Annotated in this window: 18 protein-coding genes, 1 tRNA gene and 3 pseudogenes; 16 read left to right on the top strand and 6 right to left on the bottom strand. The window is 70.2% G+C overall.

Going from position 1 to position 22426, the window contains the following annotated elements; translation table 11 throughout:
• Positions 1-18: 18 nt before the first annotated feature.
• A pseudogene (locus tag OG390_RS19430) lies at positions 19-495 on the bottom strand (MFS transporter); the annotation flags it as partial.
• Here OG390_RS19430 and OG390_RS19425 point away from each other — a divergent pair.
• The 4 genes and pseudogenes from OG390_RS19425 to OG390_RS19410 form a co-directional block, all read left to right on the top strand.
• A pseudogene (locus OG390_RS19425) lies at positions 494-847 on the top strand (winged helix-turn-helix transcriptional regulator); the annotation flags it as partial. The pseudogenes OG390_RS19430 and OG390_RS19425 overlap by 2 nt on opposite strands.
• Before the next feature lie 107 nt (positions 848-954).
• Positions 955-1272 carry a DUF6412 domain-containing protein gene (locus tag OG390_RS19420; RefSeq protein ID WP_406169569.1) on the top strand — a complete coding sequence of 106 codons (318 nt, stop codon included), beginning with the start codon at positions 955-957 and terminating at the stop codon, positions 1270-1272.
• A 96-nt stretch (positions 1273-1368) separates the two neighbouring features.
• Positions 1369-2124 carry a YidC/Oxa1 family membrane protein insertase gene (locus tag OG390_RS19415; RefSeq protein WP_406177746.1) on the top strand — a complete coding sequence of 252 codons (756 nt, stop codon included), beginning with the start codon at positions 1369-1371 and terminating at the stop codon, positions 2122-2124.
• A gap of 161 nt (positions 2125-2285) precedes the next feature.
• Positions 2286-3176 carry a fumarylacetoacetate hydrolase family protein gene (locus OG390_RS19410; protein WP_406169567.1) on the top strand — a complete coding sequence of 297 codons (891 nt, stop codon included), beginning with the start codon at positions 2286-2288 and terminating at the stop codon, positions 3174-3176.
• Between the two features lie 127 nt (positions 3177-3303).
• Here the strand turns inward: OG390_RS19410 and OG390_RS19405 are convergent, their stop codons facing one another.
• Entirely contained in the window at positions 3304-3768 is a 465-nt protein-coding gene (locus OG390_RS19405; RefSeq protein ID WP_406169565.1) for a heme-degrading domain-containing protein, read from the bottom strand.
• Positions 3765-4850 (bottom strand): Gfo/Idh/MocA family oxidoreductase, encoded by a 1086-nt coding sequence (locus OG390_RS19400; RefSeq protein ID WP_406169563.1) that lies wholly within the window; start codon positions 4848-4850, stop codon positions 3765-3767. Before OG390_RS19400 ends, OG390_RS19405 begins: the two co-directional genes overlap by 4 nt.
• Before the next feature lie 165 nt (positions 4851-5015).
• Here OG390_RS19400 and OG390_RS19395 point away from each other — a divergent pair, with 165 nt between their 5' ends.
• The 10 genes and pseudogenes from OG390_RS19395 (at position 5016) to OG390_RS19350 (ending at position 15014) form a co-directional block, all read left to right on the top strand.
• Positions 5016-6179, top strand: coding sequence for an ROK family protein (locus tag OG390_RS19395; RefSeq protein ID WP_406177744.1), 1164 nt, complete (start codon positions 5016-5018; stop codon positions 6177-6179).
• Positions 6180-6464: 285 nt separating this feature from the next.
• Positions 6465-7349, top strand: coding sequence for a hypothetical protein (locus tag OG390_RS19390; protein WP_406169561.1), 885 nt, complete (start codon positions 6465-6467; stop codon positions 7347-7349).
• Positions 7350-7980: 631 nt separating this feature from the next.
• The gene (locus tag OG390_RS19385) at positions 7981-8751 is read left to right on the top strand and encodes a GntR family transcriptional regulator (RefSeq protein WP_406169559.1); all 771 of its coding nucleotides are present in this window, start codon (positions 7981-7983) and stop codon (positions 8749-8751) included.
• Between the two features lie 184 nt (positions 8752-8935).
• The gene (locus tag OG390_RS19380; RefSeq protein WP_406169557.1) at positions 8936-10060 is read left to right on the top strand and encodes a TIGR03364 family FAD-dependent oxidoreductase; all 1125 of its coding nucleotides are present in this window, start codon (positions 8936-8938) and stop codon (positions 10058-10060) included.
• Positions 10054-10791, top strand: a complete 738-nt coding sequence (locus tag OG390_RS19375) for an HAD family hydrolase (RefSeq protein ID WP_406169555.1) — start codon at positions 10054-10056, stop codon at positions 10789-10791. The genes OG390_RS19380 and OG390_RS19375 overlap by 7 nt, the downstream gene beginning before the upstream one ends.
• Positions 10788-11009 (top strand): annotated as a pseudogene (locus OG390_RS19370) (ATP-binding cassette domain-containing protein); the annotation flags it as partial. The gene OG390_RS19375 and the pseudogene OG390_RS19370, both read left to right, overlap by 4 nt.
• A gap of 247 nt (positions 11010-11256) precedes the next feature.
• The gene (locus OG390_RS19365) at positions 11257-12036 is read left to right on the top strand and encodes an HAD-IIA family hydrolase (RefSeq protein WP_399080840.1); all 780 of its coding nucleotides are present in this window, start codon (positions 11257-11259) and stop codon (positions 12034-12036) included.
• Positions 12037-12188: 152 nt separating this feature from the next.
• The gene (locus OG390_RS19360) at positions 12189-12728 is read left to right on the top strand and encodes a hypothetical protein (protein ID WP_406169552.1); all 540 of its coding nucleotides are present in this window, start codon (positions 12189-12191) and stop codon (positions 12726-12728) included.
• 1 nt (position 12729) lies between these two features.
• Positions 12730-13395, top strand: a complete 666-nt coding sequence (locus OG390_RS19355) for a class F sortase (RefSeq protein WP_406169550.1) — start codon at positions 12730-12732, stop codon at positions 13393-13395.
• Between the two features lie 599 nt (positions 13396-13994).
• Positions 13995-15014 (top strand): glycoside hydrolase family 6 protein, encoded by a 1020-nt coding sequence (locus OG390_RS19350; protein WP_406169548.1) that lies wholly within the window; start codon positions 13995-13997, stop codon positions 15012-15014.
• Between the two features lie 75 nt (positions 15015-15089).
• On the opposite strand, the gene OG390_RS19345 is transcribed toward OG390_RS19350, so the two are convergent.
• The 3 genes from OG390_RS19345 to OG390_RS19335 form a co-directional block, all read right to left on the bottom strand.
• Complete coding sequence (locus OG390_RS19345) at positions 15090-17027, bottom strand: galactose oxidase-like domain-containing protein (RefSeq protein WP_406169546.1); 1938 nt, start codon at positions 17025-17027, stop codon at positions 15090-15092.
• Positions 17024-18970 carry a glycosyltransferase family 2 protein gene (locus tag OG390_RS19340; protein WP_406169544.1) on the bottom strand — a complete coding sequence of 649 codons (1947 nt, stop codon included), beginning with the start codon at positions 18968-18970 and terminating at the stop codon, positions 17024-17026. The genes OG390_RS19345 and OG390_RS19340 overlap by 4 nt, the downstream gene beginning before the upstream one ends.
• A 407-nt stretch (positions 18971-19377) precedes the next feature.
• Positions 19378-19451, bottom strand: a tRNA-Lys gene (locus OG390_RS19335).
• 186 nt (positions 19452-19637) lie between these two features.
• Between OG390_RS19335 and OG390_RS19330 the strand changes: the two genes are divergently transcribed.
• Both OG390_RS19330 and OG390_RS19325 read left to right on the top strand, forming a co-directional pair.
• Positions 19638-20999: a peptidoglycan-binding protein gene (locus tag OG390_RS19330; RefSeq protein WP_406169542.1), complete on the top strand. Its 1362-nt coding sequence runs from the start codon at positions 19638-19640 to the stop codon at positions 20997-20999.
• Between the two features lie 142 nt (positions 21000-21141).
• Positions 21142-22368: an SPFH domain-containing protein gene (locus OG390_RS19325; protein ID WP_406169540.1), complete on the top strand. Its 1227-nt coding sequence runs from the start codon at positions 21142-21144 to the stop codon at positions 22366-22368.
• Positions 22369-22426: the final 58 nt, after the last annotated feature.

The raw sequence follows: 22426 nt of genomic DNA, 5'->3' as shown, positions 1-22426 counted from the left end.
ACTCTAGAGGTGTGGGTGTCAGCTCCGCTCCCGAAGCGCCAGCACGCTCACCGCCGCCACCCCCGCGAGTCCCGCCGACACGGCGATCGCGATGTCCCAGCCGTGGGCGATCCCGCCGGAGGAGGTCACCAGCGCGATCGTGAGGGCGACGCCGGCGCAGGAACCGATGTAGCGGAACGTCTGCTGCGCGCCCGAGCCCATCGCGGCGCGGGCCGCGGGGACGGACTCGACGGCGAGGTGCGGAAGGGAGGCGTTCAACAGGCCGCTGCCCACGCCGGAGACGATGAAGCCGGGGAGCAGCCGTGTCCAGGAACCGGCATCGAGCGCGCCGAGCATCGTCAGGACGCCGACCGCGTGCAGCGCGAAGCCCAGTGCGAGCTGGTGGCGTGGTGAGATCCGGCCCGCGAGGCGCCGCGCCTGCAGGGCGACCGCGAAGGACAGCCCCGACCAGAGCAGGACCAGCCACGCCGTTTCCAGCGTGGACAGGCCGAGCGTCGAAAAGCGCCGCTACCAGGAGTCGCCGCCACGCGACGAGTACGTCGTCACCGACCGCGGCATCGCGCTCTGGCCGACCCTGCGTTCGCTCGGCCTGTGGGGCCGCGAGCACTTCAGCGAGACTCAGCTGCGCTCCTTCCGGCACGCGGCCTGCGGCACGGAGCTCGGCCCGTACGGCGAATGTCCCGCCTGCGGAACCGTCGTACCCGTCCCGGACGTCGAAATGGTGCCGGGACCGGGACTCGATGCGGAGCCGACGAATCCGGTCAGCCGGGCGCTGCTCAAGCCCAAGCGGCTGCTCGAGCCGATCGAGACGGATTCGGTGCGGGCCGTCGAGTCGGGTCCCGCGTAGCGGGCCGCCGAGCCGGGTCCTGCACGGCAGATCGCCGAGTCGGGTCCTGTATAACGGCAGGACATGCAGGACATGTACGAGTACGTGCGCGAGGGGAGGGGCAGTCCATGATCCGGAGCTGGGCGAACATGCGTCCCGCCGCCGTGCTGCTGCTTCTGCTGCTCGAAGTCGCGCTGCTCGACACCGGCAGCCTCTCCGCCGCCGTAGCCGTCGCGTTCACCGCGACCGCCGCGGCCGGTTCCGCGCTCGCCGTCTGCGCCCTCATCGGCTCGCGCTGCGCGCCAGCCGTCCCCCGTACGCGGGTCCGTACGGCCATCCGCGACCGTGAGCACCGGACGGCCTTCCTGCCCCAACGTGATCCCGACGCGGCGGGGCGCAGGCGCCCCCGAGCGCCGGGGCGTGCCCTCCTGACGGCCGCCGCGTAGGGATATCCCGTAGCCGGACCCCGCGCGGGTCGTCATGCCGCATTCCGTAACCACGGCACGACGAGACCCCCGGAGGGCTCACCCATGTCCACGTTCATGTCCGTTTTCGCGAGCCTGGTCGAGCAGCTCGCCGACCTGCTCCAGCCCCTGTTCCACGCCTCGGCGGCGGCCGCCGCGATCGTCCTGTTCACCGCGCTCGTACGACTTCTCGTGCATCCCCTGTCGCGGGCGGCGGCGCGCGGTCAGCGGGCGCGCGCCAAGCTTCAGCCGAAGGTCGCGGAGCTGCGCAAGAAGCACGCGAAGGATCCCGAGAAACTGCAGAAGGCGGTGCTGGCGCTGCACGCGGAGGAGAAGGTGTCGCCGCTGTCCGGCTGTCTGCCCACCCTGCTCCAGCTGCCGGCCTTCTTCCTCCTCTACCACCTGTTCTCGAACTCGACGATCGGCGGCGAGGCCAACGCTCTGCTCGGCCACAAGCTGTTCGCCGCGCCGCTCGGCGAACGATGGGCGGACGCGCTGGGGGCCGGGGGAGTGTTCGGGGCGTCCGGGCTCGTCTACCTCGGGCTTTTCGCCCTCGTCGCCGCGGTCGCGACCTTCAATTTCCTGCGTACGAAGCGGATGATGGCCGCCTCAGCTCCGGTGGCCGGAGGCGATCAGCAGGTGCCCGGGCTTGCCTCGGTCAACAAGATCATGCCGTTCATGTCCTTCTTCACGCTCTTCACCGTGGCGGTGGTGCCGCTGGCCGCCGCGTTGTATGTGGTGACCAGTACGACGTGGAGCGCGGTGGAGCGGGCGGTGCTGTACTCCGGGCCCGTTCAAGGGCCCGAGCGGTCCGGGCCCGTTCAAGCGGTCTGAGGGGTCCGGCCCTGGTCGAAAGGCCGAACGACCTGAGCGGATGGTTACGGTCCAGTCCGTGAACGGGGTATTGCGGACTGGACGGCAAGCTTGGAGGATCGACCAGTCCTCCGATGGCTGCACCCATCGGTCGACTGCCGCGATCGAGGGAGATTGTGATCATGAAGCTGCTGCGAGTCGGTACGGCGGGGTCCGAGCGGCCCGCGCTGCTCGACGCCGAGGGGACCCTCCGGGATCTGTCGGGCATCGTCCCGGACATCGACGGGGCACTGCTCGCCGACGACGCGGCGCTCGGCCGGATCCGTTCCGCCGCCGGTGGGGGCACCTCCCATGCCCTTAAGGCTATGGGGGACGGTGAGCTGCCCGCGCTGGACGCGACCGGACTGCGCGTCGGGCCGCCGCTCGCCCGCATCGGCAAGGTCGTGTGCATCGGGCTGAACTACCACGACCACGCCCGCGAGACCGGCGCCGAGCCGCCCACCGAGCCGGTGATCTTCTTCAAGGCGGCGGACACGGTGGTCGGCCCGAACGACACGGTGCTCGTGCCGCGCAGCTCGGTGAAGACCGACTGGGAGGTCGAGCTGGCGGTCGTCATCGGCCGTACCGCCCGTTATCTGGAATCCGGTGAGGAGGCGCTCGCGCACGTCGCCGGGTACGCGGTGGCGCACGACGTCTCCGAGCGCGAGTTCCAGATCGAGCGGGGCGGCACCTGGGACAAGGGCAAGAACTGCGAGACGTTCAATCCGCTGGGGCCGTGGCTGGTGACGGCGGACGAGGTCGCCGACCCGCAGAGCCTCTCCCTGAAGCTCTGGGTCAACGGAGAGCTCAAGCAGGACGGGACCACGGCCGAGCAGATCTTCCCGGTCGCCGAAGTGGTGCGGTATGTCAGCCAGTTCATGACCCTCTACCCGGGTGACGTGATCAACACCGGTACGCCGGCGGGGGTCGCGCTCGGGCAGCCCGAGCCGAAGCCGTTCCTGCGGGCGGGGGACGTGGTCGAGCTGGAGATCGAGGGGCTCGGGCGGCAGCGGCAGGAATTGAAGGACGCGTAGGCGCTCCGCCGCGTGGGTGGGGCGGGGAACCGCGGGTGCTTCGTGCGCTGCGGGCCCGTTGTGGCTGATCACGCAGTTCCCCGCGCCCCTGGCGGTCGCGACGGGGCGAACGTTGCCTGCTGGGGCATTAGCCCGCGGTGAAGAGTTCCAGGGCCTCCACCACCAGGCTGTGGTCCTCGAGCTGCGGCAGCCCCGACACCACCACCGTGCCGATCACTCCCGCGGCCTCGACCGTGATCGGGAACGCGCCGCCGTGTGCCGCGTACACGTCGGGGTCGAGGCGCGAGGACTCCTCGAACGTCGTGCCCTTGGCGCGGAAGCGGGAGCCGACCAGGAGTGACGAGCACCCGTAGCGCTCGACGACGCGGCGCTTGCGGTCGATCCAGGCGTCGTTGTCCGCGGTCGAGCCCGGCAGTGCCGCATGGAAGAGCTGCCGGCCGCCGCGGCGGATGTCGACGGCGACGGGGGCGTGACGGTCCCGGGCCAGCTCGACGAGGAGCGTACCGAGGGTCCACGCGTCGTCGTACGTGAAGTGGGGGAGCGTCAAGCGGCGCTCCTGCTCCTCGAGTTCGGAGATCTGCGGCGCGTTCACAGGGACACCACCACTGCCTCGCGGGCGGAGCGGCGGGCGGCCCCCAGGACGTCGAGGGCGGCTGCCGCCTCCAGCGCGGTCACCGGGTTCTCGCCCTTGCCCCGCAGTGCCGCGGCGATCGCCGCGTAGTACGCGGGGTACGCGCCGGGGAGCGTGGGCTCGGGGCTGCCGCCACCCGTGAGCGGGGATTCCCCGGCGCCGACGCGGCCCCACAGGGACTCGGGCTCGACGCCCCACTCGGCCGACGTGCCGGGCCGCTTGCCCTCGCGCAGGTCCGCCTCCTGGGGGTCGAGGCCGTACTTCACGTAACCGGCCTGCGAGCCCAGCACGCGGAAACGCGGGCCGAGTTGGGCGGTCGTCGCGGAGACGTAGAGATGGGAGCGCACGCCGTTCGCGTGCGTGATCGCGATGAAGGTGTCGTCGTCGGTCCGAGCGCCGGAGCGGCGGATGTCCGACTCGGCGTACACCGAGGTCGCGGGGCCGAAGAGGACCAGCGCCTGGTCGACGACGTGGCTGCCGAGGTCGTAGAGGAGACCTCCGATCTCTGCCGGGTCGCCGGACTCGCGCCAGCCGCCCTTGGGCTGCGGGCGCCACCGCTCGAAGCGGGACTCGAAGCGCCAGACGTCGCCCAACTCGCCCTCGGTGAGCAGCTTGCGGAGGGTCAGGAAGTCGTTGTCCCAGCGGCGGTTCTGGAAGACCGAGAGGAGGAGGCCGCGTTCGTCGGCCAGGGCGGCCAGCTCGCGGGCCTCCGCCGCCGTACCGGCGATGGGCTTGTCGACCACGACCGGGAGGCCCGCCTTGAGGGCGGCCGTCGCGATCGGGACGTGGGTCTTGTTCGGGGACGCGATGACGATCAGGTCCAGTTCGTCGGCGCGCGCCCACAGCTCGTCGGGCGTGGCGGCGAACCGGAGGCCGTCGCCGAACTCGGCGCGGGCCTGCTCCTGCCGCTCCGGGTTGGACGTGACGACCGTGTCGAGGGTCAGCCCCTCGGTCGCGGCGATCAGCGGGGCGTGGAAGACGGAGCCCGCGAGGCCGTAGCCGACGAGGCCCACACGGAGGGGGGTATCAGTCATGCCTGTCATGGTGTCCACTTTCGCAACGCTGTTGCCAAAGTGCAAGCGCGGGAGACAATGGGGGACGTGAACAGGAGCGATGCGGGCGATGAGGACGCTGTGGCGTCGGGTGCGGGGGCACCGGGGCTGCGTCGGCAACAGGGGCAGGGGCGGAGCGTGGCGGCCGGGACAGACGTGGCGGCCGGAGCGGCCGCGTCCGGTTTGCGGGGCCGGTACGCGGAGGCCGGGCCCGGAGTGAATCTGCTCGCCCTGCGCAGTCACAACGCCGCGCTCGTGCTGGATCTGCTGCGCACGGCCGGGTCGTCCGGGATCAGCCGGCTCGAACTCGCCGAGCGGACCGGGCTGACCCCGCAGGCCGTCAGCAAGATCACCGCCCGGCTGCGGGCGGACGGCCTCGCGGCGGAGGCGGGGCGCCGCGCGTCCACCGGCGGCAAGCCCCGTACGGTGCTGCGGCTCGTTCCCGAAGCCGGGCACGCGGTCGGGCTGCACCTCGACCGGGACGAGCTGACGGCGGTGCTCTGCGATCTCACGGGGGCCGTGGTGGACGAGCGGAGGGCTCCGCTGGACCTGGGCTCCGGAGCGGAGGCGGTCGTCGAGGGGGCGGCGAGCGAGGTGGAGGCCCTGATCGTGGGGGCGTCCGTGCTGGGGGTGGGGGTCGCGCTGCCGGGGCCTCTCGATCATGTGCGGGGGGTTTTGCACCGGGTCACCGGGTTTCCCGAGTGGGACGGGTTTCCGTTGCGGGACGCGCTGGCGGGGCGGTTGGGGCTGCCGGTGGTGGTCGACAAGGACACGAACGCGGCCGCGTTGGGGGTTGCGGTGGGGGGCGGCGCCCCAGGGGGCTCCGGGGCTGCAGGGGTTGCCGGGGGCGTCGGGGGTTCCTTCGCGTATCTGCATCTGGGTACGGGGCTGGGGGCCGGGCTTGTCATCGGTGGGGGCGTGCATCGCGGGGCCCGTACCGGGGCGGGGGAGTTCGGGCATCAGGTCATTCAGCTGGACGGGCCGGTGTGCGGGTGCGGCAACCGCGGGTGCATCGAGGTGTTGTGTCTGGAGGCGGTGAGGCGGGGGGCCGTGGAGGAGGCGGCGCGGGTGCTGGGCGCGGGCGCGGCGAATCTCGTGGGGCTGCTGGACATCGATCTCGTGCTGCTGGGCGGGCGCACGGTCGCGGCCCATCAGGAGGCCTTCGTGCGGGGGGTCGGGGCGGTGCTGGAGGAGCGGGCTCGGCGGGAGGGGGTGGACGTGGCGGTACCGGTGCGGGTCGCTCCCGGTGGGGCGCGGGGGGTTGCGGAGGGGGCGGCGCAGTTGTTGTTGGCGCCGTTGTTCGGGCGGGGGGAGGGGTGACGGTCGGCGGGGGTGCCGGTGGGTGGGTTTTCGCCCCCTCCGCCGCTGCCCGTCCCGTACCTGGGGGCTGCGCCCCCGGATCCCCGGGTTGCTTTTCTGCTGCGGGTGGGTGGGGGCTTGTCGCGCGGTTCCCCGCACTCCTTGTGGGCCGAACGGTGGGTGTGGTGGGCGTGGCGGGGCGGTGGGGGCGGGAGGGCGTGGCAGTGTCATGGGTGCCGTTGCCCTGTATCGCCTGATGTTTCCGGTCCCGATTCCTCCTGTCCCCGATCGGCCGAAGGCCCCCTCATGCGACTGCGCAAGACCCTCCCGCTCGCTTTGACCCCCGCCCTGGCCCTCGTGCCCGTCCCCGCTCACGCGCTCACCGAGCCACTCGTCGCCGCGAGTCCCCGTCCCACCTGCGCCGCCCCCGACACGCGGGACTTCCCCATCAAGACCCGTATCCACGGTGGTCCCGCCACCTATGACGTCGGCGGTGACTTCCGGACCTGGTACATCGACCTCACCAACACCACGGCGCACTCCTGTGGGGACATTCACCCGATCGTCGTGCTGGTGGACGCGAAGCGGGTGTTGCGGCCGGGGCAGGCGCGGTTGGAGTTCTACGAGGGGGCGCAGCCGCATCCGGTGACGTTCGAGACGAGTGACGACGCCGAGAACGTGGGGGCGTTCGACGACGGGTTCCCGGGGTTCACCGTGGGACCCGGGCGGACGCTCACCGTGAAGGTGCGCCTCTCCGTGACCTCCGACGCGGCCGTCCCGAACGATGTCGTCGCGAACGCGGCCGTCGTGCAGCGGCACAACGACGACGGGGACTGGGTGGGGCAGTCGAACGACTACCGGTTCCGCATTCAGGACGAGGGGCAGGACGAGAACCAGGGTGAGAGCGAGAGCCCGAGCCAGAGTCCGAGCGGGAGCCCGAGCCACAGCCCGAGCGCGAGGGAGAGCACGGCCCAGGACGCCGGCGCCGGGGGCGTGCCCAGCGCCGGCTCGGACGGCGGTGATGGGAGTGGCGGCAACGCCATGCAGAACCAGGACCTGTCCCGGGACGAGCTGGCCCGCACCGGCCCGGGCGCAACGCACCGGCTCGGCGTGACAACCGGCCTCGTGCTGCTCGCCGCGGGAGCCGCCTTGCTCGCCGTGACCCGCCGGGTACGCCTCCGCCGTCGCTGATTCCTGTGCCCCCTTCTGCGTCGCTCGTGCCGTCGGTGCCGCCTGTGCGGCCTTCTGTGTCGCCCGTGTTGCCTGTCATGGAGATGACGGACCGGCCGGCGACCGCCCCCGAGCTGGCCGCCGCGTTCGGTGTCGCCTGTGCCGCCGGTGTCACCTGTGCCGTACGGGGCAGCTGTGCCCCCTTCGGAGTCACTGGTGCCGTCGGTGCCGTCGGTGCCGCCTGTGCGGCCTTCTGTGTCGCCCGTGTTGCCTGTCATGGAGATGACGGACCGGCCGGCGACCGCCCCCGAGCTGGCCGCCGCGTTCGGTGTCGCCTGTGCCGCCGGTGTCACCTGTGCCGTACGGGGCAGCTGTGCCCCCTTCGGAGTCACTGGTGCCGTCGGTGCCGTCGGTGCCGCCTGTGCGGCCTTCTGTGTCGCCCGTGTTGCCTGTCATGGAGATGACGGACCGGCCGGCGACCGCCCCCGAGCTGGCCGCCGCGTTCGGTGTCGCCTGTGCCGCCGGTGTCACCTGTGCGCCGGTGCCACCTGTGCCGCTTGTGCTGCCTGTGACGCCTGAGCTGCCTGAGCCGCTTGTGCCGCCCGTGTCACCTGGAACTCGTGGCGCGAACCCCGTCTGCGACGATCCCCCCGTGGACTACCCGAACGACCAGGCCCCCGGCGCCCCCGTCCGCTCCGGCATCCCGGAGCACGGCCGTATCCCGAAGTACTACGCGGTGAAGGCGCACATCGCCCTGCTGATCGAGGAGTTGGGCGAGGGGGGCCTCCTCCCCACCGAGCGTGATCTCGCGGAGAAGTACGAGGTCGCCCGCGAGACCGTGCGCCAGGCCCTGCGCGAGTTGCTGCTCGAAGGGAGGCTGCGGCGGCAGGGGCGCGGGACGGTCGTCGCGGGACCGAAACTGGAGCAGCCGCTCTCCCTCGCCAGCTACACCGAGGGCGTACGGCGGCAGGGGCGCACCCCCGGACGTGCGCTCATCTCGCTCGACCGCTTCCCCTGCCCCGAGGCCCTGGCCGCCGAGGCCGGGCTCACGCGGGGCGAACCCGTGTGGCACATGGAGCGGGTTCTGCTCGCGGACGACGAGCGGGTCGGCCTGGAGAGCACCTACGTCGCCGTGGCGCGCGTGCCGGGGCTCGACCGTGACTTCGACCCGGACTCCTCCTTCTACGCGTACCTCCATGAACGGCTCGGCATCGCGTTCGGCGACGCCGACGAGCGGATCGAGACCGTGCTGGCCACCCCGCGCGAGGCCCTGCTCATCGGGACGCCGCCCGCGCTGCCGATGCTGCTGATCCACCGGGTCTCGCGGGACACAGAGGGGCAGCCGCTGGAGCGGGTGCGGACGCTGTACCGGGGGGATCGCTTCTCCTTCACGGCCCACCTGGGCGGTCACCTCGACGGTTGATATCAGCTGGTTTCCGCCGGTTCAGGGCGGCTTTCGTGGGCTCCAGCCGTGATCGGGCGGGCTTCGGACCGTCCTCTTTTTATAACGACAAGATAACGGGTCTAGCCCAAACGTGATAGGCGGTTCACCATCTGGTTGCCGGTCGGACCCTTCCGATTCCCCCGTCCCGAGGAGCGTTGCCGCCGTGAGAGTGATAGTCGTCGGAGCCGGAGTGGTGGGCACCCTGCATGCCCGGCATGCAGTGGAGCGCGGCCACGAGGTCGTACAGATCGAGCGTGAGACGGAGGCCCGCGGGGCCTCGCTGCGCAACTTCGGGCAGATCTGGGTGAGTGGTCGAGCCGGAGGGGAGGAGCTCGAAACCGCCCTGCGGGCACGGGAGATGTGGGAGACGATCGGGGCACGCGTCCCGGGGCTCGGGTTTCGGGCGTGCGGGTCACTGACCCCCGTACGGGGAGACCTCGAACTGGCCGTCGCCGAGGCCGCTTCGGCCCGCCCGGACGCTGCCGCACGCGGCTACAAGCTGCTCACGGCGGGCGAGGCGCGCGCGATGAACCCGGCGCTGCGGGGCGCGTTCGACGCCGCCCTGTACTGCGAGCGCGACGCCGCCGTCGAGCCGCGAACCGCTCAACTCGCCCTTCGAGAAGAGCTGTCGCGGTCCCCGAACTACACCTTCCTGCCGGGGCGCGAGGTCCGTGACGTCGTCGGTGAGAACGCCGTGCGCGACGACCAGGGGGACGTGCACACCGGTGACACCGTCGTGCTGTGCACGGGGGCCTGGCTGAGCGGTCTCGTACGGGAGTTGGCGGGGCCCGAGCTGCCCGTGCGGCGCGTACGGCTGCAGATGATGCAGACCGATCCGCTCGGCGAGCCGCTCACCACCTCCGTCGCCGACGCGGACAGTTTCCGCTACTACCCCGCGTACCGCGGCCCCGCCCTCGACGAACTCGACGCGCACCAGCCGCAGGCCGCGACCGCCGCCGCGCACCGGATGCAGCTGCTCATGGTGCAGCGCGCGGACGGCGGGCTGACCATCGGCGACACCCACGAGTACGAGCACCCCTTCGCCTTCGACACCCTCGAAGACCCCTACGACCACCTCATCGAGGTCGTCGAGTCCTTCCTCGGACGGCCGCTGCCGAAGATCAGGCGCCGCTGGGCGGGGGTGTACGCGCAGTGCACCGACCCGAGCCGGGTCGTGCACCGACAGCGCGTACGGGACGGGGTGTGGCTGGTCACCGGGCCCGGCGGGCGCGGTATGACCTGTTCGCCCGCCATTGCCGAGACAACCGCCAACGAGCTGGGATGGTGACCGAGTTGAACCCCATACGTCTTGTCGTCCTCGACATGGCCGGCACCACCGTCGCCGACGGCGGGCTGGTGGAACAGGCCTTCGCCGTGGCCGCCGGCGAGCTGGGCGTCGAACCAGGCTCCGCCGGCCACGCCGAGAAGCTCGACCACGTCCGGGCCACCATGGGCGAGTCCAAGATCTCCGTCTTCCGGCATCTGTTCGGCGAGGAGGCGCTCGCCCAGCGGGCCAACTCCGCCTTCGAGAAGGCGTACGGGGAGCTGGTCGACGGTGGCCGTATCGAGCTGATCTCCGGAGCCCGCGAGGCGATCGAGGCGCTCGCCGAAGCCGGGCGGACGGTCGTGCTCACCACCGGGTTCGCCCGCGTCACCCAGGACGCCATCCTCGATGCCCTGGGCTGGCGGGACCTGGTGCCGCTCACCCTGTGCCCGGCGGACGCGGGGGGCCGCGGACGGCCCTACCCCGACATGGTGCTGGAGGCCTTTTTGCGGACCAAGGCCGCCGAGGGAGTCCAGCAGGTCGCCGTCGTGGGCGACACCTCGTACGACATGCTCAGCGGCGTCCGCGCCGGGGCGGGAGCCGTCGTCGGAGTGCTGACCGGGGCCCATGACGACCGGGCGCTGCGTGCCGCCGGGGCCGGGCACGTGCTCGGTTCCGTGGCCGAGCTGCCCGCGCTGCTCGACGGGCCCGCGCTGCTCGACGGGCCCGCGCTGCGCGACGGAGGCGGGCGATGAGCAGCGGTATCCGTTTCGACCGGGTGTCCGCCGTGTACGGGGGCACCATGGTTCTCGACTCGCTCGACCTCACTGTCGAGCCCGGCGAGGTGATGGCGCTGCTCGGGCCGTCCGGGTCCGGGAAGACCACCGCGCTGCGGGCCCTCGCCGGATTCGTGCGGCCCGCCTCCGGGCGGGTGTTCCTCGGCGACCGCGACGTGACCGATCTGCCGCGGTACGAGGACTGGAAGCCGGCCACCGGCAGTTGATCTCTCGCGCACAAGCGCTCCACCCGGCAACGCCCCTGGAACCACCGGGGGTGTTGCCATGCCCGCCACGGTGGGGTGATGGACGGAGTCGCGATCGAACAGGCCTGGCCGGGCTGGGCCCGTAGGGTCCTGACTAGGCTGAGGGCGTCGGCACAGCGTCGTTCCGGCGCCCCGGATCGTGTGCGTACGTACGCCAGGACGGCAGGAGACCCAGCACATGTCAGAGCGCAAGCCCATCGAATCGTGGCTCACCGACATGGACGGTGTGCTCATCCACGAGGGTGTGCCGATCCCCGGCGCCGACGCCTTCATCAAGAGGCTGCGGGAGTCCGGCAGGCCCTTCCTGGTGCTCACCAACAACTCGATCTACACCGCCCGGGACCTGCACGCCCGGCTCCAGAGGATGGGCCTGGACGTCCCGGTCGAGAACATCTGGACGTCCGCGCTGGCCACCGCCAAGTTCCTCGAGGACCAGCGCCCCGGCGGCACGGCGTACGTCATCGGCGAGGCGGGCCTGACCACGGCGCTGCACGACATCGGGTACGTCCTGACCGACCACGAGCCGGACTATGTGGTGCTCGGCGAGACCCGTACCTACTCCTTCGAGGCCATGACCAAGGCGGTCCGGCTGATCAAGGGCGGCGCCCGGTTCATCGCCACCAACCCCGACGAGACCGGCCCGTCCACGGAGGGCCCGCTGCCCGCCACCGGCGCGGTCGCCGCGCTGATCACCAAGGCGACCGGCAAGCAGCCGTACTTCGCGGGCAAGCCGAACCCGCTGATGATGCGGACCGGCCTGAACGCCATCGGGGCGCACTCCGAGACCAGCGCGATGATCGGCGACCGCATGGACACGGACGTCCTGGCCGGTCTGGAGGCCGGGATGGAGACGTTCCTGGTGCTCACGGGGCTGACCACGCCCGCGGAGATCGAACAGTACCCGTACCGGCCGTCGAAGATCGTGGACTCGATCGCGGACCTGGTCGACCGGGTCTAGAGCGCACACCGGGCGGGATCCGGGGCGCGCGGCCGAACCGCTCCGGCTCGGCCGCGGCTAAACCAATCACAACTCGTACGGAGCAGTCGCGCCCCTCTGAAGATGCGCCCCGCCGCCCCGAGGGGGAGTCTCCAGGTATCTGGAGGTTCACGATGCGCTCAATGCGACTCACTCTCTGTGCCGGGGCGGTGGTCGCGGCCGCGTGCACACCCCTCGCGTACGCGGCCGGCGCGGGCGTCTCCGTGGCGCCGTCGTCCCCGGCCCCCGGCAGCGACATCCAGCTGCGCGCGACGGGCTGCACGGGCCGGGCGGGCACCGCGAAGTCGGCTGCCTTCGTGGCGGACGCGCAGCTCACCGGCCAGGGCGGTGGTGCGCTCCTCGGCGAGACACGCGTGCCCACCTCGATCCCGCCCGGCACGTACGCGATCAAGGTCAGCTGCGACGGTGACGACGGCAAGGTCAGCGGCACGGTCGTCGTCGTACCGCAAGGCGGTTCGAACCCGGCCGCGCCCGCCTCCCCGGTCGCGCCCGTGCACGCGGGCGGCGGCGGCACCGCGCACTTCGCCTCCGCGGACGCCAAGGCGACCGGACCCGGAACCAAGCAGGCGGTGATCGGCCTCGTCCTCGCGAGCGTCGCCGCGGTGGCCGTGGCGGTGCGCAGCGCACGCCGGGGCCACGACAGCCGCGACTGACATGTCCGAACGGGAGCGTTCCGCCGGCACCGGGCGGCTGATCACCGGTGTCGCCTGGGTCGTGCTGCTGCTCGGGCTGTGGCTGTGGGGCCACGAGGTGACGGATGTGCGCCAAGGGATATCGGCGCCGACCACGGGGGACATCGCGGCCGTCGGACGGCCGCCGGAGGTGCAACTGCCGCCCGCGGCGAAGCCGCTGGGGAGCGCGCGACCGCAGCGCATCGACATCCCGTCGATGGGGGTGCAGGCACCCGTCGTGGCCCGCGGGCTCGACACACGCGGCGCGATCGATCCGCCGCCGTTCGACCAGCCGGGCGTGGTCGGCTGGTACGCGGCCGGGGCGACACCGGGGGCCGCCGGGACCGCGCTGTTCGTGGGACACGTGGACACCGAGACCCGGCCGGCGGTCTTCTACAAGCTCAGCACGGTACGGCCGGGCGAGAGCGTCCGGGTGACCCGCGACGACGGTACGGTCGCCGAGTTCACCGTGGACGACGTCCAGGTCCTCCCGCGTGACGACTTCGACGCCCAACAGGCCTACGGAGTACGCACGTCGGGGCGGGCCGAGCTGCGGCTCATCACCTGCGGCGGCACGTTCGACCGGGCGAGCCGAACCTATACGGCGAACGTGATCGTGTCGGCGTATCTCACGGGAACGGGCCTCTGACTCCCACCGGCAGCCGACGGCAGCCGGATGCGAGCCGGATGCCATGGCGATGAGAGTCCTGTGGGAGCCGTACCTGGCCCGGTCGACGGCCCGCTCCCCCCGAAGCCGCCGACCGGGCTGGTCCTCGACCGCGCGCGCACGGGCTGCGGGAGTAACCCGGCGACCGGCGCGGGAGGTGCTGGGAGCCGTCTGCGAGGGGCGGCGGACGGCGCAACCGGCCAGGGGCTGGGGCCGTTTGAGGCAACTGTAGAACGGATGAGCGTTCCGGCCTAGAGGTTGTTCGACGCCAAGTCGACCATCGGTGGCTGTGTGTCATCGGCGCAGGTGGAAGATGCTCCATCCAAGCTTTCACGAACGCCACGGCAGGCTTGCACGAACGCCGCAGGCCTCCAGCAGGGCCGACGCCGGCAGCATTTCCCTGCTGCCGTGGTGCATGTCCCGTACCCCGATTCTCTTGTCCTCGTCCCCCTCGCTCAGCTGCGCCTACCCGGAGGGTCAGGGCTGTAACAGCTCTCCGACAAGGGTCGGGCGACCTCGTGGGCGGCGCGAGACGTATGTCAGGATTGAGACTTAGGACGGTGCACCCAAGGGGGAGTTGGATGTACGGCACGAGGAGGGCCGGGGCACGGGCGTCCGTTGCGGTGGCGGGGGCGGCACTGCTGCTCGCGGGGTGTTTCTCCTCCGGGGGCGACAGCGACAAGGGCGACGGTTCCGGTTCCAAGGTCACACAGCAGCCCAAGAATTCGGACCCGTTCTGGGTCAATCCGGATGGGAACGCGGCCGAGCAGGTCGCCACGTATGTGAAGGCGGGCAAGAAGGACGACGCCGAGCAGATCCGCAAGATCGCCGAGCAGCCGACCGGCGAGTGGATCGGGCCGGAGAATCCGGAGCAGGAGGCGCGCGGCTTCACCGAGGCCGCCGAGAAGGCCGACCGCGCCGCGATCCTTGTCCTCTACAACATCCCGCATCGCGACTGCGGTCAGTTCTCGCAAGGAGGCGCCGCGGACGGCAATGCCTACCGGGCCTGGATCGACGGGGTCGCCAAGGGCATCGAGGACCGGCCGGCCACGGTGATCCTGGAGCCGGACGCGATCCTGCACCTGGTCAACCAGTGCACCCCGGACGAGTACCACGAGGAGCGCTACGACCTCCTCAAGGGCGCCATCGCCAAGCTCAAGGCCCTGAAGAACACCAAGGTGTACCTGGACGCGGGCAACGCGGGCTGGGGACACCCCGACCAGATCTTCCAGCCGCTCCAGTGGGCGGGCATCGACCAGGCCGACGGCTTCTCCGTCAACGTCTCCAACTTCTACCCGACCCAGGCCTCCATCGCGTACGGCAAGCAGCTGTCCGCGAAGGTGGGGGGCAAGCACTTCGTCATCGACACCAGCCGCAACGGCAACGGCCCGTACACGGGTGGCAAGACGGACGAGAACTGGTGCAACCCGCCGGGCCGCGCGCTGGGCGAGACCCCGACGACCAAGACCGCCGATACGCTCGTCGACGCGTATCTGTGGATCAAGCGGCCGGGTGAGTCGGACGGCACCTGCAAGGGCGGCCCGAAGGCGGGCCAGTGGTGGGCGGACTACGCGCTGAAGCTCGCCGAGGCGACCAAGTAGCGGCCTGTACGTGACTGGGGGCGCCCTCCGCCGCACAGGCGGAGGGCGCCCCCAGTCACGTAACGCTCAAAAGGATCAAGGCACCTTGACCCACTGGGCCTTGCTCGGTGTGCCCTGGTCGTCCGTCACGAACAGCATGTACCAGCCGGATTCGACGAGTGCGCGGTTCTTCGGGATGGTGACCGTGACGCCGTTCTTCGTCTTCTTCAGGTCCAGGGCGATGGACCGCTGGTCGACGTCGGTGACATGGGTCGTGGCGCTGGGCCGGATCAGGCGCGCTGTCCTGATGGACGAGGCGTGCTGCGAGGCGAAGGTCGCCGAGGCACCGCGGGCGATGGTCTTCGGGCCGCCGCTGAGCGAGGGCCGCGAGTCCCGGTACAGGTACGGCGGGGTGTAGATCTCGACGCGCTGCTCGAAGATCCCGGGCTTGGTGTTGGCCTTGTCGCCGTAGAGCGAGTCCGAGCCGAAGAACATCACGCGGCCGTCGGGCAGCAGGATCGAGCCCGAGTGGTAGTTGCGACCCACCAGCGGGTCGGCGACCTGCTCGAAGGTGTTGGTGTCCGGGTGGTAGATCCGCGCCTGGTGGATGTTGGAGTCACTGCGTCCGCGGTAGTCCTCGGAGCCGCCGGAGACCAGCACCGTGTCGTCGGGGAGGACCGAGGACTGCGGGTAGCGGGTGCCCTTCTCCAGCGTGGGCCCGTCCACGAAGCGCGGGTTCTTCGCCTTGAGGTCGACGATGCGGGTCTTGTTGGTGGACTTCTTCGACTCGCCGACGCCGCCACCACCGATCACCATGTACTTCTCGTCCTGCGCGGGCGGCAGCAGCACCGTGCCGGATGTCTCCATGATGTCGGGGTCGCTCATCCCGGGGATCTTGGTGAACTTGTTGGTCTCCACATCCCAGATGCCTGGGTCGCGGCCCACGTCGTCAGGACCGTATCCCGCGTTCGAACCCGAGTAGAAGATCTTGCCGTTCTGCATCTGGAAGAGGGCGGGATAGGTCGGGAACTGGCGGATGCCCTTGGTGTACGTCCATTTCTTGGTCTTCGGGTCGAAGATCTCGTTCTTGCCCGGGACCAGCTGGCCGATCTCGTCGAGGCCGGAGACGCTGAGGACCTTGCCGTCCGGCAGCGGGGTCAGTGTCGGATACCAGCGGGCCTCGTTCATCGGGTCGACCTTGATGTACCTCTCGGCGACCGGATCGAACTCGTAACTGTCCCTGATGCCCTGGAAGTCCTTCTTGTCGAGGGCGAGCTTCTGCGCGATGCCGTAGGTGTTGCGGGCGTCGGCGCCGGTCAGGCCCTGGACCCGGTAGTTGTCCTGCGTTCCGGTCTCGTACTTCGCGCCGCGCCGCAGCGCCTCCACGTAGATACGGCCCAGGCCCGGGTCGTTGCGCAGGAATTTGCCGGTCGCCTTGTCGAAGATCTTCTTGGCGCGCGGCACGAGCACCGGGTCCTTGGAGGCGAACGTCTTGCCGTTCTCCTTGCCGGTGAACTTGGTGCCGGCGGGCAACGTGATCGGCTTGTCGGGATTCTCGTTGTGCACCACCATCAGGCCGCCGGCCTTGGTGACGTCGCCCTTCAGCTTCTCGTATCGCCTGGTGCCGCCCGCGATCAGCAGATTGCCGTTGGCCAGCTGGGTGTGGCCGGTGCAGAACAGGTCGCTGGGCGTCGGGATCTTCTTGATGGTGCCCTTGACCGGATCCCACAGGCGGGAGTCGAACTTCTTCGCGTTCGAGTTGTCCTGGTTGTTGCCCGAGCCGGCCACCATCAGGATCTTGCCGGTGTGCAACAACGACGCGTGAATCGTGTTCTGCCGGAGCTCCTTGGGGAATTCGATGATGTCCCAGTGACCGTTCGCGGCTTTGTACTCCGGCTTGTTGATCGTGTACTGGTGGTACTTGTCCGTCCCGAAGCGATACAGCCACGGCCCGTTCATCCCGGCCAGCGCGAGCACCACCACCCCGGTTATCCCGAGGCGGCGGGCGCGGCGGCGGCGGGCACCGTCTTTCATTTCTTACTTCCCCCAAGGGTGATCTGCATCGTCTGGTCATTCCCGCCGTTCGCGGCCCAGGTGGGCTTGTGCTGCGGCGAATGCGGGGCGTGTTGCTCCTGCTGCGGCACGGAGGCCTGGGGAGGAACGGTTGCGGCTTCGGGCGGCGCCGGGGGCTTCTTCCGCTCCTGGCGCATCGCCCAGCGCCAGGCGAAGATCGGCGAAGCGGTGATCAGCAGGGCGAAGGTGGCCCAGGTGATCATCGCGGGGTGGGAGTGCCCGAGCATGACACCGGCGACGATGGAGCCGGCGAAGACCAGAATGAAGAACAGGTGGATCCGGAAGGTCCCGAACAGTGTGTCGGGGCTTGCCGAATCGCCCTTGGGCGTCACCACGAACTTGCTCTTGCGGCGAAGCACGGCGTCCATCAGGGACCTGGCGTAGATGGGCGCGGAGAGCGCCGACATCACCATGCCGGCCACCCCGCCCGAGCCCTCGGGCTCGTGCGGGGAGACATTGTGGCGGCGGTTCCAGACGTACAGGCCGATCTGCAGCGCGGACGCGTTGCCGTACAGCATCAGCCAGACCGTCGGGTCGATGTTCACGCCCGAGGCGCCCAGGCCCAGGAACAGCGCGCAACTCAGCGCCGCGAGAATCCAGTTGAGGGCCGACATCGGGTAGAAGATGATCATCATCGTGTAGTTGAAGAGCTTGCTCGGCGGCAGCGAGTAGAAGCCCTTCCAGTACTGCTTGAGGATCGTCTCGTAGGTGCCTCTGGACCAGCGCAGTTGCTGGGTGAAGAAGTCCGTCCAGGCGTTCGGGCCCTCGCCGACCGCGAGTACGTCCGGGGTGTAGACCGAGCGCCACTTCTTGCCCGTGGCGGGGTTCTTGTGGCGGTGGATCTCGAAGCCGGTCGCCATGTCCTCGGTGATCGAGTCGTACAGACCACCGATCTGCTTCAGCGCCTTGATGCGTACGGCGTTGGAGGTGCCCACGAACATCGGCGCGCCGTAGGCGTTGCCGGCCCGCTGGATCAGCGCGTGGAAGAGGAACTGCTGCGACTCGGCGGCCTTGGTGATGGGGTTGTCGTAGTTGCCGTACACCTGCGGGCCGATGACGAAGCCGATGTCCGGGTCGCGGAAGAAGCCGAGCATCCGCTCCAGATAGTTGGGCAGCGGCACATGGTCGGTGTCGACCGAGGCGAAGTAGTCGTAGTCGTCGCCGTGGGCTTCCAGCCAGGCGTTGTAGTTGCCGTGCTTGGTCTTGGCGCGGTGCGGGCCCTTGGCCTGGTTCCACTTCGCGACGCCCTTGCGGGAGAAGTGGTGCACGCCCAGGCGCGTGCACACCTCCTTCACCTCGGGGTCGTCGCCCTCGTCGAGGAGCCAGACGTGCAGAAGGCCCCGGTGGCGCAGCTTGACGGCCGCCTCCAGGGTCTTCGTCACCATGGCGAGTGGCTCCTTGCCGGGCACGAAGGAGGTGAGGAAGGCGACTCTGGTGCCGGTCTCGGGCACCACCGGGATGGGGTCGCGGGCGACCAGGGTGGCGTGCGCGTTCGACAGCACGTTCATGCAGCGGAAGAACTCGATCAGGCCGATCGAGACCAGCATCACTATGTCGAGGGCCGGCAGGAAGTCGTAGGCCGGGTAGTCGCGTTCGGTCCAGTGCTCGGGCTGGAGCAGCCAGCCGAGCAGGATCAGCGAGAGCAGCGGCGCGGCGCCCAGCATGAGCGCGGCCCTGATGCGGTGCGGCTCCTGCGACAGCAGCGAGCGGTACTGCACTTTGTACGGCTTGTTCGGGTCGGGCTGTGTGAGGGGTCCCGCCAGCCGGCTGTAGTGCTCGTAGTCGTATCTCGGAAGCGACTTCTTGATCCTGCGGAAGCCGCCCGTCCGGTGCGATGGCACCCTGAGCTGGGTCGTCTCTGACGGGTCGAAGTTTTGCCGGGCGCCCGTCGGCGTCGACGTCATGAGTCATCCCCCCGCACGCACCGTCAGGTGCGTGTTCGTCGGTTCCTGTCGTCCGCTCGGGTCCCCCTCGACCGTCACAGACGCATCACTGGCAGGCCAGCGTCACCACATCATCCACACCCTATAGACATGGAACGACGACCTTCCGGTTGCATGATGCCCCCCCTCGGCATCTGTTCATGAACGAGGCCCCCAACCCCCCCACGCCCGCAACCGGCCAAGCCCCCAACCGTCATGTATCGACAGTCCCTTGAAGCCCAGGGTTCTACGCCGTCCATCATGATCGCAAGATGCGAAACGCGGTGTTAACCGGTCATACGCGCTCATTGGGATGCGTGTACGAGGCTGAGGTCGGCGTGCGCGTACGACGGTGGGGCCCTCGCAGCTGCGAGGGCCCCACCGGTCGGTGCGCCGCCAGGGACTCGAACCCCGGACCCGCTGATTAAGAGTCAGCTGCTCTAACCAACTGAGCTAGCGGCGCCTGCTGACCCGAGAACTCTACCCGACCGGGTGGGGTGCCCCGGACCGCGGGGGGAGGGCTCCGGGCCAGGTCGGAGGGGTCCTGTACATCATTCGGACCGTCAACATGCGACACCGGAGGACAGTTGAGAAACTGACGAATGTGCAGAACTGCGGACATTTCCACCTGGAGTGTGAGGGGATTCGCATGGCGGCTCCGGTATTCGAGGAATTCGATCCAGCGAGCGACTGCGACTGCCCCGGATGCGTTCACTGGCGGCGCGTCATGCCGCGTTCCTCGCCTTCGGGGCCCTTGGGCCATCCGGCGACACGCAAGGCGCTCGTCCTCGCCGCCGCGGCGGGCACCGTCCTCGGCGTGGGCCAGCCGGTGCCGGCCGTCGCGGTCGCGCACGGACCCGCCCGGCCGGGCATTCCCACAGGTGACGAGCCCGACACCCCGCAGGGCGGCAAGGCCCCGCTGCACGGGCCCGTCGGCAAACCGGCGAGTCCTGGAAAACCCTCGAACGTGGCCAAGGTGCACACGACCAGCCGGGCCGAGATCATCAACCGGGCCAAGAAGTGGGTCGCCGCGCAGGTGCCGTACGACATGTACGTGTACTGGCCGGACGGGTACCGACAGGACTGCTCCGGCTTTGTCTCGATGGTCTGGGGCCTGCCGGGAAACGAATGGACGGGCACCCTGGGCACCCTCGGCGAGCGGATTTCCCGCGACCAGCTGCAGCCCGGCGACATTCTTCTCTTCCACAATCCCGACGATCCCGAGAAGGGTTCGCACGTCGTCCTCTTCGGCGGCTGGACGGACTACACGCACAGCTATTACCTCGCCTACGAGCAGACCCGCCCGCACACCCGGAAACAGGCCACCCCGTACGCGTACTGGAGCAACTCCGACCGCTATGTGGCCTATCGCTACAAGGGGCTGACCGAGGGTGCGAGCGGCGCGAGCGAGTCCTCGTCGGACGCGAAGAGCACCGTCTATCCGGGGGACGCGTACTTCGGTCCCGGCGCGAACAACGCATACGTCACCCGGCTGGGCCGCCTCCTGGCGGAGCGGGGCGCGGGCCGCTTCTACGCCACGGGCCCGGGACCGCGCTGGTCGGACGCGGACCGGCAGGCCACCCGGGCCTTCCAGCGGGCGCAGGGCTGGGCCGGAGCGGACGCGGACGGGATGCCGGGGGCCGAGACGTGGTCGTACCTGGTGGGCAGGAAGGGCAAGGACATTCCGGGTGCGGTGACGGGTGACTCCGGGGTCGAGGGGCCTCCCGGGGCGAAGGGTTCCACGGATACTTCGGGCGCCTCCTCGCACGGGGTGCCCGGCTATCCGGGGCGCGCGATGTTCCGGCCGGGCGCGCACAACGAGTACGTCACCCGGCTCGGGAAGCAGCTGGTCAAGAAGGGGTTCGGCAAGTACTACACAACGGCTCCCGGACCGCGCTGGGGCGAGGCGGACCGGCGCAACGTCGAGGCGTTCCAGCGCTCTCAGGGCTGGCGCGGCGGCGCGGCGGACGGTTGTCCGGGACCGGAGACATGGCGGCGGCTCTTCTCCTGAAGACCCGTTCGAGTGCGTACGAAATCCCGGGTTCCGGGCGATATCCCGAACTCGGTGAGATTCCGAAGCCGGGTGACATCGCACATTCGGGCGACATCCGAGTTCTTACGAAACTTCCAGGCGCGGAGGCATGGAGGCACGTATGAGTACGACGACTTCACACAACCCGGAGCCCGAAGGGGCAGAGGCGGGCTCGGGCGCATCGGCATCGGCTCCTGTTTCGGCAGTGGCACCGGTATCGGCGCCGGTATCGGCATCGGAGGCAGGTGGTACGCGGTCCGCGCGGCTCATCCAGAACGAGGCGACCACCGAGATCCCCGTCCACCTGCTCTTCCGTGACGACCCCGAGCCGGTTTCGGTGCCCCTCGCGCCCGCCGTCGTGGGCCGGCGGCGCGGCACCGGTGAGCAGCCGCGGATCCGGCGGCCCGCACCAGGCAGGGCCCCACGCCCGGTCCCGGAGGTCGACCCCGAACTGGTCGAGCGACCGGCCCGGGTGCTGCCCGGAGTGGCGGGAGTGCTGGCCGGGGCCTGTGGTGTGGCCGGATGTGCGCTTACCTCGTGGTGGGCGGGCGCGCTGCCGCCGCCCGTCCTGGAGGCGCTGGAGGTTCCGGGGCATGCGGGCGCCGGGCTCGGGCCCGCGCAGTGGGCCGCGTATGCCGGGGCCGGGGCGCTCGGCCTGTTCGGCTTCGGCGGGCTCGCCCGGGGCCGGACCGGACGGGCCTGGGTGCTCGGTCTCTTCGGGCGCTACCGTGGCACGGTCCGGCGCACCGGATTGATGTGGGTCAACCCGCTGGTGCTGCGCCGCCGTGTCGACGTCCGGCTGCGGCACTGGCGCAGTGAGCCGATGTCCGTGGTCGACGTGAACGGGGTCGCGCTGCGGGTGGTCGTGCTCGTCGTCTGGCGCGTCAAGGACACCGCGCGCGCCACGCTCGGCGTCGAGGACCACCAGAGGTATCTGCGCGAGTGCGTGGAGGCGGCGCTCTCCCGGGTGCTCTCCCAACTTCCGGCCGAGGTGCCGCCGGCCGTCGTCAAGGACGTGACCCTGCGCAACACGGACGCGGTAGGCGAGGCGCTGACCCGGCTGATCGCCGCCGACACGGCACCCGTCGGGCTCCAGGTGTTCTCGGCCCAGCCGACCCGGATCGAGTACGCGCCCGAGGTGGCCGCCGTGATGCAGCGCCGCCGGATCGCGGCGCTGGACGCCCAGCACCGCGACACCGTGCTCACCTCCGTCGTCGACTCGGTCGAGGACACGGTGACCCGGCTGACCATGCGGGGGCTGGTCGAACTCGACGACTACGAGCGCAAGGCGTTGGTGAAGGACCTGACGGTGGCGTTCTACACGGGGCGCAGGGAAAGCTCACCGTGATTGGTATGGACATGTTCAACTACCGGCAATATTCTGGAACTTGGTCTAGACCTGAACG

The organism is Streptomyces sp. NBC_00996 (assembly GCF_045162675.1).
In the GTDB taxonomy this organism is placed as follows: Bacteria; Actinomycetota; Actinomycetes; order Streptomycetales; family Streptomycetaceae; genus Streptomyces.
Note: the sequence above shows the minus strand (reverse complement) of the source record. Positions and strands in the feature narration are given on the sequence as shown.

Excerpts from the sequence above, each read along its gene's own strand:
- OG390_RS19410 (WP_406169567.1), top strand. The coding sequence starts at position 2,286 with ATGAAGCTGCTGCGAGTCGGTACGGCGGGGTCCGAGCGGCCCGCGCTG.
- OG390_RS19350 (WP_406169548.1), top strand. The coding sequence starts at position 13,995 with ATGTACGGCACGAGGAGGGCCGGGGCACGGGCGTCCGTTGCGGTGGCG.
- OG390_RS19330 (WP_406169542.1), top strand. The coding sequence starts at position 19,638 with ATGGCGGCTCCGGTATTCGAGGAATTCGATCCAGCGAGCGACTGCGAC.
- OG390_RS19375 (WP_406169555.1), top strand. The coding sequence starts at position 10,054 with ATGGTGACCGAGTTGAACCCCATACGTCTTGTCGTCCTCGACATGGCC.
- OG390_RS19355 (WP_406169550.1), top strand. The coding sequence starts at position 12,730 with ATGTCCGAACGGGAGCGTTCCGCCGGCACCGGGCGGCTGATCACCGGT.
- OG390_RS19345 (WP_406169546.1), bottom strand. The coding sequence starts at position 17,027 with ATGAAAGACGGTGCCCGCCGCCGCCGCGCCCGCCGCCTCGGGATAACC.
- OG390_RS19360 (WP_406169552.1), top strand. The coding sequence starts at position 12,189 with ATGCGCTCAATGCGACTCACTCTCTGTGCCGGGGCGGTGGTCGCGGCC.
- OG390_RS19340 (WP_406169544.1), bottom strand. The coding sequence starts at position 18,970 with ATGACGTCGACGCCGACGGGCGCCCGGCAAAACTTCGACCCGTCAGAG.
- OG390_RS19390 (WP_406169561.1), top strand. The coding sequence starts at position 6,465 with ATGCGACTGCGCAAGACCCTCCCGCTCGCTTTGACCCCCGCCCTGGCC.
- OG390_RS19400 (WP_406169563.1), bottom strand. The coding sequence starts at position 4,850 with ATGACAGGCATGACTGATACCCCCCTCCGTGTGGGCCTCGTCGGCTAC.
- OG390_RS19415 (WP_406177746.1), top strand. The coding sequence starts at position 1,369 with ATGTCCGTTTTCGCGAGCCTGGTCGAGCAGCTCGCCGACCTGCTCCAG.
- OG390_RS19325 (WP_406169540.1), top strand. The coding sequence starts at position 21,142 with ATGAGTACGACGACTTCACACAACCCGGAGCCCGAAGGGGCAGAGGCG.
- OG390_RS19420 (WP_406169569.1), top strand. The coding sequence starts at position 955 with ATGATCCGGAGCTGGGCGAACATGCGTCCCGCCGCCGTGCTGCTGCTT.
- OG390_RS19365 (WP_399080840.1), top strand. The coding sequence starts at position 11,257 with ATGTCAGAGCGCAAGCCCATCGAATCGTGGCTCACCGACATGGACGGT.